The 9,628-nt window shown below is 69.3% G+C and carries 9 protein-coding genes; 8 read left to right on the plus strand and 1 reads right to left on the minus strand.

The genetic code is table 11. The features are described 5' to 3' along the window. Positions 1-782 (plus strand): hypothetical protein (locus tag ACE3TL_RS15450; protein ID WP_374579560.1); only part of this gene is annotated, 782 nt, incomplete at its 5' end. A 78-nt stretch (positions 783-860) separates the two neighbouring features. Continuing rightward, the gene (locus tag ACE3TL_RS15455) at positions 861-2,270 is read left to right on the plus strand and encodes an MFS transporter (RefSeq protein ID WP_374579561.1); all 1,410 of its coding nucleotides are present in this window, start codon (positions 861-863) and stop codon (positions 2,268-2,270) included. 21 nt (positions 2,271-2,291) lie between these two features. Here ACE3TL_RS15455 and ACE3TL_RS15460 read toward each other — a convergent pair whose 3' ends face one another. Beyond that, positions 2,292-3,542 carry an aspartate kinase gene (locus ACE3TL_RS15460; RefSeq protein ID WP_374579568.1) on the minus strand — a complete coding sequence of 417 codons (1,251 nt, stop codon included), beginning with the start codon at positions 3,540-3,542 and terminating at the stop codon, positions 2,292-2,294. Positions 3,543-3,717: 175 nt separating this feature from the next. Between ACE3TL_RS15460 and ubiG the strand changes: the two genes are divergently transcribed. The 6 genes from ubiG (at position 3,718) to ACE3TL_RS15490 (ending at position 9,598) form a co-directional block, all read left to right on the plus strand. Beyond that, the gene (gene ubiG / locus ACE3TL_RS15465; RefSeq protein ID WP_374579562.1) at positions 3,718-4,470 is read left to right on the plus strand and encodes a bifunctional 2-polyprenyl-6-hydroxyphenol methylase/3-demethylubiquinol 3-O-methyltransferase UbiG; all 753 of its coding nucleotides are present in this window, start codon (positions 3,718-3,720) and stop codon (positions 4,468-4,470) included. Between the two features lie 24 nt (positions 4,471-4,494). Beyond that, positions 4,495-5,298, plus strand: a complete 804-nt coding sequence (locus tag ACE3TL_RS15470; RefSeq protein WP_374579563.1) for an FkbM family methyltransferase — start codon at positions 4,495-4,497, stop codon at positions 5,296-5,298. A 69-nt stretch (positions 5,299-5,367) separates the two neighbouring features. Continuing rightward, the gene (locus ACE3TL_RS15475; RefSeq protein ID WP_374579564.1) at positions 5,368-6,978 is read left to right on the plus strand and encodes a long-chain fatty acid--CoA ligase; all 1,611 of its coding nucleotides are present in this window, start codon (positions 5,368-5,370) and stop codon (positions 6,976-6,978) included. A gap of 85 nt (positions 6,979-7,063) precedes the next feature. Beyond that, the gene (locus ACE3TL_RS15480) at positions 7,064-7,990 is read left to right on the plus strand and encodes an alpha/beta fold hydrolase (RefSeq protein WP_374579565.1); all 927 of its coding nucleotides are present in this window, start codon (positions 7,064-7,066) and stop codon (positions 7,988-7,990) included. A 169-nt stretch (positions 7,991-8,159) separates the two neighbouring features. Then, positions 8,160-9,242, plus strand: coding sequence for a Zn-dependent alcohol dehydrogenase (locus ACE3TL_RS15485; protein WP_374579566.1), 1,083 nt, complete (start codon positions 8,160-8,162; stop codon positions 9,240-9,242). Positions 9,243-9,394: 152 nt separating this feature from the next. After that, complete coding sequence (locus tag ACE3TL_RS15490; protein ID WP_374579567.1) at positions 9,395-9,598, plus strand: hypothetical protein; 204 nt, start codon at positions 9,395-9,397, stop codon at positions 9,596-9,598. Positions 9,599-9,628 lie beyond the last annotated feature (30 nt).

Below are 9,628 nucleotides of genomic sequence, written 5' to 3' on the forward strand. Positions count from 1 at the left end.
TGGAGCGGCTCGCCCGCCCGGCCGAGCCGCTCCAGGCGGCGGCGGGCCTGCGCTGGCGCGCAGCCTTCACCCTGACCGTGCTGGTCCCGGCGGCGACCTATTTTCCGATCATGAAGGCCGGGATGCTGTTTGGGCCGACGCAGCTCTTCCCGCAGTGGATCGGCAACCAGCTTGCGGTCTGGACGCTGGCCGTCGCCGCCATCACCCTGATCGCCAGCCTGCGGACGACGAACCCGATGCGGGCCGATTGGCCGCGGTCGATCGTGGCCGCTCTGCTGACGGTGGGGGTCGCCTGCCTGGCCTCGCACGTGGTCGACCGGATGCTGCACGTGGATTTCCGGTTCTGGGTGATGGGCCTGCGGCCGCTGGACCTGCGCCACCTGGGATACGCCGTCGCCTATCTGCCGTTCTGGACAGTGTTCTTCGTGATCGCGCTGCGCAGCCTGCACGGACACCTCGCCCTGGCGGGCCAGGCGCGCGGGCGCCAGTACGGCGTCGCGATCACCGCTCTCACCCTGGGCTTTGTGCTGCTGCTGGCGGTGCAGTACGGGGCGCTGTTTGCGACCGGGCGGCTGGCCCTGCCCGACGAGGCGCTCAACACCATCATCGCGATCCAGTTCGTACCGCTGATGGCCGTCGTCGCGGTGATCTCGGTCTTCACCTATCGGCGGACCGGCAGTCATTTGCCGGGCGCGTTGATCTGCGCCCTGTTCGTGACCTGGTACGTTGCGGCGGGCACGGCGACGCACTGGTCGCCGCAGTTCCAACTGCCCATGGCCTGAGGCATGCCCCGCCGCTCGCGGTGGACAGACGCCTCGAAGCCGGCGATGGCGGGGCGTGTGTAGAACGGGAGATGGGCGATGAGCGGAGCGCCGCGCGCCGACGGAAGCTGGGCCGACGTGGTCGGCGAGGGCCGGTTGCCGCGCTTCGTCCTGATCTGCCTGGGCGTCTGGATCAGTGCGGCGGACTCGATGGTCACCGCCACGATCATGCCCAGCGTCGGCGCCGACCTGGGCGGCTACGCCTATTTCGGCTGGGCGACGGCGGGGTTCCTGCTGGGCTCGGTGATGGCGGGGGCGAGTTCGGGCCTGCTGGCGCTGCGGTTCGGCCTGCGCCGGGCGACAGCGGCCGCAGCCGTGCTCTACGCGCTCGGTTGCGCGCTCAGCGCCGCGGGGCCGGACATCTGGAGCTTCCTGATCGGGCGCGTGCTCCAGGGGCTGGGCGGCGGCTGGGTGGTCGGGTTCTGCTCGGTCGCCATCGGGCTGATGTTCCCCGACCGGCTGCTGCCGCGGGTCTACGCCACCGTCACCGCGATCTGGGGCGTGGCTAGCCTGCTGGGGCCGTTGATCGGCGGGATATTTGCGGATCTGAACGCTTGGCGCTGGGTGTTCTGGCTGTTTGCGATCCAGGGCCTTGCGGTGGCCTGGGCCGCCTATGCGATGCTGCCGCGCAACGACCAGGGCGACGCCAAGGCCAAGGTCGCCTGGCTGCAACTGGGACTGATCGCGGCAGGGGTGACGGCCATAGGACTGGCCGACCTGGCCGGCGACTTCGTGCGTTCCGGTCTCCTGACGCTGGGCGGGGTCGGGCTGCTGGGGGCGATGGTCTGGCTGGACGGCCGGGCGACGGTGCGGCTGCTGCCGCGTGGCGCGGGCAGCCTGGCCAGCATTCCGGGCGCGGGGTTTGCGGCCATGTTCATGATGACCGTCGCCTCGATGGGTTTTTCGATCTACGGCCCGGCCATTCTGCAGAAGCTGAACGGCCTGTCGGCGCTGGAGGCGGGCTATGTGGTGGCGGGCGAGGCGGCGGCCTGGACGGTCATGGGCCTGATGGTGGCGCATCTCACCGGCCCCTGGCCCGCGCGGATGATCCGGCTGGGTTCGATCGTGGCGGGGCTGGGCGTGCTGCTGTCGATGTTCGCCTTTCCGGCCCATACAGTGACCGGGGTCATCGTGGCCGGCCTGTTCCTCGGAGGCGGCTTTGGCCTCTCCTGGGCCTTCATGAGCCAGCGCGTCCTCTCGTCGCTGCCGGAGGGCGAGGAGCGGGCCATCGGGGCTGCGGCCATGACCACGGTGCGGCTGACCGGATCGGCGGTCGGCGCGGCGGCGGCCGGCGCGGTCGCCAACCTCGTCGGCTTCTCGGGCGGCCTGACCGACGAGAGCGCGCGGGCGGCCGGCGTCTGGGTGTTCGCTTCGGTGCTGCCGGTGGCGGCGCTGGGCGTGATGGGCGCCTTCCGCCTCACCGGCAGGGCGACGGCGGCCCAGGCTTGAAGGCCGCCGAAGTCTTGAAGATCAGAGCTGGTCGAGGCCGAAGCCGGCGTGCAAGGCGCGCACGGCCAGTTCGGTATAGGCCGCGTCGATCAGCACGCTGATCTTGATCTCGCTGGTCGAGATGACCTGGATGTTGACGCTCTTGTCGGCCAGGGCCTGGAACATGGTCTTGGCGACGCCGGTGTGGCTGCGCATGCCCACGCCGATGACCGAGACCTTGGCCACGTCCTCGTTCACCTGGACGTCTTCGAAGCCGAGCTTGTCCTGGTGGCTGCGGACGATCTCCACCGCGCGGGCGGCGTCGCGCTTGCCGACGGTGAATTCCATGTTCGCGGTGTGAGCGGTGCGCGCGTGGCTCTGGACGATCATGTCCACATTGACGTTGGCGTCGGCGAGCGCGCTGAAGATGCCGGACGACACGCCCGGCTGATCGGGCAGGCCGAACACGCTGATCTTGGCCTCGTCACGGCTGTAGGCGACGCCGCTCACGATGCGCTTTTCCATGATCTCTTCCTCGTCGCACACGATGGTGCCTTGGCCGGGCGCTTCGCCGGGCTCGACAAAACTGGACAACACCCGCACCGGCACGTTCTGGGCCATGGCGAGTTCGACGGAACGGGTCTGCAGGACCTTGGCGCCCAGCGAGGCCATTTCGAGCATCTCCTCGTAGGAGATCTTGCTCAGCTTGCGGGCCTTGCTCTCGATGCGAGGGTCGGTCGTGTAGACGCCGTCGACGTCGGTGTAGATGTCGCAACGGATGGCCTTCACCGCCGCGGCGATGGCCACGGCGCTGGTGTCGGAGCCGCCGCGGCCCAGGGTGGCCACGCGGCCGTCGCGGGTCATGCCCTGGAACCCCGCGATCACCGCGACTTCGCCGGAATCCAGCGCGGCGGCGAGCTTGTCGGGCTGGATGTCGTCGATGCGGGCGCGGCCGTGCGCGTCGTCGGCGATGATCGGAATCTGCCAGCCCAGCCACGACCTGGCCGGGACGCCCATGTTGCGCAGGGTCATGGCCAGCAGGCCGGCGGTCACCTGCTCGCCGGAGGCGACGACGGTGTCGTACTCGTCGTCCGAGGCCGGCAGGCCCGGCGCGGCCGGGCCTGCGCCGTCGGTCCAGGCGACCAGTTCGTTGGTCTTGCCGGCCATGGCCGAAACCACGACGGCGACCTTGTGTCCGGCCTGGACCTCGGCGGCCACGAGACGGCCGACGCGCCGGATACGCTCAAGGTCGGCGACGGACGTGCCGCCGAATTTCATCACTAGCCGAGACAGCGCAGGAGCTCCGCTTGAGAGGGAAGGCTGCGCCTAATAGCGGGGGAGGCGGCCAGGGGCAATGTCTGCCTTGCCGCGCCGCGGAACGACGGGGCGGGCGCAAGATGGCGCCCATTGCGGGCCTGGAGGCCGATAGGGGCTGGCGCCGCGCGCCGCGCGGGAGGAAAAGGCTTCCATGGCTTCCGTGTCCGCTTCTTCCATCGACCCGAAAGAGGTCGAGCAGTTCTCCCGCATCGCCGCCGAATGGTGGGACCCCAAGGGCAAGTTCGCGCCGCTGCACAAGTTCAACCCGGTGCGACTGGCGTTCATCCGCGAGCAGGCGCTGGCCCGTTTCGGGCGGGACCCCAAGGCCATCCGCCCGTTCGAGGGGCTGCGGCTGCTGGATATCGGCTGCGGCGGGGGCCTGCTGTGCGAGCCGATGAGCCGGCTGGGCTTTTCCGTAACCGGGGTCGACGCCTCGGAGCGCAACATCGGCACGGCCAGCACGCACGCCGCCGAGCAGGGCCTTTCCATCGACTACCGGGCCTCGACCGCCGAGGACCTGTTGGCGGCCGGCGAGGCGCCGTTCGACCTGGTGCTGAACATGGAGGTGATCGAGCATGTCGCCGATCCGGGCGCCTATCTGCGCGATTGCGCGCGGCTGGTGGCGCCGGGCGGGCTGATGATCGTGGCGACCCTGAACCGGACGCTGAAGGCTCTGGCCCTGGCCAAGGTCGGGGCGGAGTACGTGCTGCGCTGGGTGCCGGCCGGCACGCACGACTGGAGGAAGTTCCTCAAGCCCGACGAACTGCGGGGCTTCCTCGATGGAGAGCCGGTGGCGGTGCAGGGGCCGTTCGGGGTCGCCTACGACCCGCTCTCCGACCGGTGGGGCCGCTCATCCGATTGCGACATTAACTACATGATGACGGTGACGCGGGACGCGGCGTAAGAAGCGGGCCGAGAGGAAGTACCCATGCCTTCGATACGGGTGCTCGGTCACGCCTTCCGCGCCTGGCGGCGGAACAGGCGGTGGGCCAAGCACGAACCTGAGACGCCTTATCTGGCCGATCTCCTGAGCGGTTCGCCGGTCTGCCTGCATGTCGGGGCGAGCGATGGGCGCCATTCCTACGTGATGACCCAGGTCGCGCCGCGGGCGCAGATCCACGCCTTCGAGCCGTCGAGCTTCACCTTCGAGGTTCTGAAGACCTGCCTGGCCTGGCACCGGATCGCCGGCCAGGTTCATCCGGTCCATGCGGCGGTGTCGGACATGCCCGGCGAGATGCTGCTGGTCACGCCGAAGAAGACCTCGGGCCGGCTGGGGCGCACCTACGCCTATGTGGCCGCCCAGCCGCCGGTCGGTGCGGTCCGCCCGGACATGGAGGATGCGGGCCTGGAGCTGGAGCCGGCCCAGGTTCTGACCCTCGACGACTATTGCGACGGTCACGGCCTGGACAGGGTCGACTTCATCCGCATGGACATCGAAGGCGCCGAACTGAAGGCGCTGAAGGGCGCCGAGCACATCATCGACCGCGACCATCCGCACATCCTGATCGAAATCCATCCCCGCATGCTGGAGGCGCGGTTCGGCGGCTCGGCCGAGGCCGTGGCCGAGGTGTTCCGCTCGCGCGGCTATCGGATGTTCGAGGTGCGCGGCGACCGGCTGGAGGAGGTCGCCGACATCGACGCCGGCGTACCCTGGCGGGATTATTTCTTCGTCCACCCCGAACGGGCCGCCGACCTGCCGGACGGGGTGTTCAAGGCCAGGATGGCGGCCTGAGAGGCCTCTAGCCTCCTTGCTGAGGGCGACATAGGCTCCTCCACAACGAAAATATGGGAGGAGCCGGGCATGCTGGCGCTGATGATGGACCGTGCGCTGAGCCTGCCTTCCATCCTGGACTATGCCGCGACCTATCACGGCGACCGGGAAGTGGTGACGCGCACCGTCGAGGGGCCGATCCATCGCTATGGCTACGCCGACGCCCTGGCGAGGTCCAAGCGCATGGCCAAGGCCCTGATCGCGCTGGGGGTCAAGCCGGGGGACCGCGTGGCGACCCTGGCCTGGAGCACCCATCGCCATTTCGAGCTCTATTTCGCCGTCTCGGGGATCGGGGCGGTGCTGCACACCATCAATCCGCGGCTGCATCCGGACCAGATCGCCTGGGTCGCCAACCACGCCGAGGATTCGGTGCTGATGTTCGACATCAGCTTCGGAGACCTGGTGCGGGACATCGCTCCGCAGCTTGCGAGCGTGAAGACGCTGGTCGCGATGACCGACCGCGCCCACCTGCCGCCCGAGGCGCCGGCCGGAACCCTGGTCTACGAAGAGCTGATCGAAGCCCAGACGCCCGACTTCGACTGGCCTGAGGTCGACGAGCGCAGCGCGTCCGGCCTTTGCTACACCTCGGGCACGACGGGTAATCCGAAGGGCGTGCTCTATGGCCACCGCTCGACGGTGCTGCACGCCATGGCCCTGGTGGCGCCGGACGCCTTCAACCTCTCGGCGCGCGATGCGGTGCTGCCCTGCGCCCAGATGTATCACGCCAACGCCTGGTGCACGCCCTACGCAGCGCCGCTGGTGGGCGCCAAGCTGATCCTGCCGGGGCGGATGCTGGACGGCCCTTCGATCTGCGAACTGGCGGTGCAGGAGGGCGCGTCCTTCCTGCTCGGCGTGCCGACCATCTGGGTCGGGGTGCTCGATCACCTGGACAAGGTCGGCCAGAAGCTGACGACGGTCCGCACCGTGGCGATCGGCGGCTCGGCCCCGACCGCTTCGTTGATCCGCCGGGTGGAAAGCCAGCTCGGCGCGACGGTTCGCCAGATCTGGGGCATGACCGAGACCAGTCCGATGGGGGTGATCAACACGCCCCTGGCCAAGCACGCGGAGGAAGACGCCGAGGCGGTGGTCCAGCGCAAGCTGAAGCAGGGCCGGGGCCTATGGGGCGTCGACCTGCGGATCGTCGGCGACGACGGCCAGGAGCTGCCGCGCGACGGGGTCAGCGCCGGGGCGTTGCAGGTGCGCGGGCCCTGGGTCTCGTCGGCCTATTTCAAGAACGACGGCGCCCAGGCCTTCCTGCCCGACGGCTGGTTCGACACCGGCGACATCGCCACCATCGACGCCGACGGCTATCTGCGCCTCACCGACCGAGCCAAGGACGTCATCAAGTCGGGCGGGGAGTGGATCTCGACGCTCGACCTGGAGGACGCGGTTTCCTCGCATCCTGCCGTGGCCCTGGCGGCGGCCATCGGCGTGCCGCATCCGAAGTGGGACGAGCGGCCGTTGCTGCTGGTGGTGCTGCGCCCCGGCCACGAGGCCGATCCCGAGGCGCTGAAGGCGCACGTGGCCGAGCGGGTGGCGAAGTGGTGGACGCCCGACGAGGTGCGGATCGTCGAGACCCTGCCCATCGGCCCGACCGGCAAGGTGCTGAAGCGGGAACTGCGTGAGACGGTCGCCGGCTAGGCGTTGTCGGCGGGGCCGCGCGAACCGCGCGCCGGTTGCTGCGTTTCCTCCCAGGCCAGAGTGTCTCGGTTTTGGAGTTGGAGACGTGTCCCGAAAGCAACCCAAGGGCGTGCTGTCCATGGGATGGGCCTGCATCGAGTGCGCTGCGACCGGCCGCACCGAGCATGCGCCGACCTCCGACGACTATCCCGACACGGTGGTCCGCCGCATCCGCTTCGAGGCGGGCGGCGGCCTGGGCTGGAAGCTTTCGGCCATCGCCACGCCGCGGGCGCGGCCGGCGCCCTGGAAGATCGTGGTGGTGACCGGCGCGCCGTCCTGGGCCGAATACTGGGCGCCGGCCCTGGCTGCATTGCCGGCGGACCGTGAGATGGTCGTCGTGGACCGGCCGGGCTACGCGGGCTCGGAACCGGTCGAATATGTCGGCGACATCGAGGTCCAAGCGCAGGCGCTGGCGCCGCTTCTGGAGGCGAGGGGCGGGCAGAAGGTGCTGCTAGTCGGCCAGTCCTATGGCGCGGCCATCGCCTCGATCATGGCCGAGCAGAACCCGCGGCGGGTGGCGGGCCTGGTGTTGCTGTCCGGCTATTTCGGCCAGTCGGGGCCAACGGCGCGCTGGCTGGTCAGGCTGGGCAGCCGACTGTTGCGCATCATTCCCCGAGACCTGCGCCATGCGGTGCTGGAGGTCTCGGGCCAGCCGGGGCAACTGGGCCGGCTGCATCACGCCCTGGCGCGGGTGCGCGCGCCCGTGCACGTCGTCCATGGCGACCGGGACGATTTTGCGCCGATCAAGATCGCCGAGGCGTTGGTCGCCAGCGTCCCGACGCGGCGGCCTATCCGGTTCCAGCGCGTGGCCGGCGCCAACCATTTCATGAACGACGGGCCGGTCGAACCTCTGCTGGCTGCGCTCGAGGCCTGCATTCCGGCGCGCCGGCCCTGGCTCGACTGGCGTCTTCCGCAATGGCGGCGACCGGCCTGGCTGCGGCTCGGCCCGTGGGAGGCCCACGCCAGGGCGTGAACGGGAACCTGCGCGGGCGGCCGCGGGGAGAGCGGCATGCGAACTTCCTCAAAAACGCCTTGGCCAGCGCCACCTGAACAGCGATAAGGTTGGCGTGAACGAAGGCTGCGGCCGTACCGCGGCTTCGATAATCCGCCCATCGGGGCGACGTTTGGGGAGATCGCGATAGATGAAAGCCGCAGTGCTGCGCGAAGTGGGCAAGCCGCTTCAGATCGAAGACGTCCAGATCAACAAGCCGGGTCCGCATGAGGTGCTGATCCGCACCAAGGCCGCCGGTCTGTGCCACTCCGACCTGCACTTCATGCAAGGCTCGTATCCGACCGCCCTGCCGGCGGTGCTGGGCCACGAGAGCGCCGGCGTCGTCGAGGCGGTCGGGTCCGAAGTGCGCACGGTGAAGCCGGGCGATCACGTCATCACCTGCCTGTCGGCCTATTGCGGCCACTGCGAATTCTGTCTGACCGGCCACCTGTCGCTGTGCGTGTCGCCCGACACCAAGCGCGACGCCGAGGCCGAGCCGCGCCTGAAGGCCACGAACGGTCCGATGCAGCAGTATCTGAACCTGTCGTCCTTCGCCGAGCAGATGCTGATCCACGAGCATGCCTGCGTCGCCATCCGCAAGGACATGCCGCTCGACCGCGCCGCCCTGATCGGTTGCTCGGTGATGACCGGCGTCGGCGCTGCGATCCACACCTCGAACGTCCGTCCGGGCGAGACCGTGGCGGTCATCGGTTGCGGCGGTGTCGGCCTGGCGGCGATCAACGGCGCGGCGATCGCCGGCGCCTCGCGGATCATCGCGGTCGACATGGTCGCCTCCAAAGGCAACATCGCCTCGCAGTTCGGCGCGACCGACTTCATCGACGCCTCCAAGACCGATGCGGTCAAGGAAGTGGTCGAGATGACCAAGGGCGGCGTCCACCACGCCTTCGAGGCCATCGGCCTGGCCAAGACCGCCGAGCAGGCCTTCGGCATGCTGCGCCGGGGCGGCACCGCCAACGTGATCGGCATGATCCCGATCGGCCAGACCGTCACCCTGCCGGGCTTCCAGTTCCTGTCGGAGAAGCGCATCCAGGGCTCGCTGATGGGCTCCAACCGCTTCCCGGTCGACATGCCGCGGCTGGTCGACTTCTACATGGCCGGCAAGCTGAAGCTGGACGAGATGATCTCGCAGCGGATCAAGCTGGAAGAGGTCAACGAAGGCTTCGAGGAAATGAAGAAGGGCGAACTGGCCCGCTCGGTCATCGTCTTCGACTGATTGCTCGCCCTTTCGGACGAGATCGGCCCTCCCTTGCGGGAGGGCCTTTTCGTTTGCGGCTCAACTTTTTGTAAGGCCGCGGCCCGGCCGGTGCGAGATGGGGGGCGAAAGCTGCTTCGCAGGCGGAGATCACCGCCACATGGAGCAAGCAAATGAAGTCTTCCGTCCTCCTCGCCGGTTCGCTGGCCGCCTCGATGGCCCTCGCCGGCGCCGCCGTCGCGGCGACTCCCGCCCCCGCTGCGACCGGAACCGCCGCGCCGGCGGCCTCGGCTCCGGCCAAGACCGTCCATCACAAGAAGCATCACCACGCCAAGAAGGCCGCGCCGGCCGCCGCCGCGACGCCCGCGGCCAATTAGAGTCAGGCTCGGGAGATCGGCATGTCCCGC

It is taken from the genome of Phenylobacterium sp., assembly GCF_041920015.1.
In the GTDB taxonomy this organism is placed as follows: domain Bacteria; phylum Pseudomonadota; class Alphaproteobacteria; order Caulobacterales; family Caulobacteraceae; genus Phenylobacterium.